Annotated in this window: 1 protein-coding gene; it reads left to right on the plus strand. The window is 61.3% G+C overall.

The window, feature by feature from the left end; genetic code table 11:
- Nucleotides 1–362, plus strand: a 362-nt coding sequence (locus ACZYVJ_RS25755) for an AMP-binding protein (protein WP_463834077.1), incomplete at both ends; no start/stop codon positions are given.

The raw sequence follows: 362 nt of genomic DNA on the forward strand, positions 1-362 counted from the left end.
TGGACGCAATGTCATTCGCTGGCGTTTGACTTCTCGGTATGGGAGGTCTTCGGGTCATTGTTGTACGGCGGCCGCCTGGTGGTAGTTCCCGACGCCGTGGTCCGATCGCCAGAGGACCTGCACGCGTTGCTGGTTCGCGAGCAGGTCAGCGTCTTGAGTCAGACCCCGTCGGCGTTTTATGCGTTGCAGAGCGCCGATGCGTTGGCGCCGGAGTTGGGTGAGCAGCTGAAGTTGCAGACGGTGGTCTTTGGTGGTGAGGCGCTGGAGCCGCACCGGTTGTCGACGTGGCTGAACCATCATCCGGGCTTGCCCCGGATGATCAATATGTATGGCATCACCGAGACGACGGTGCACGCGTCGTT

Source organism: Mycobacterium sp. IDUB_3, from assembly GCF_055419585.1.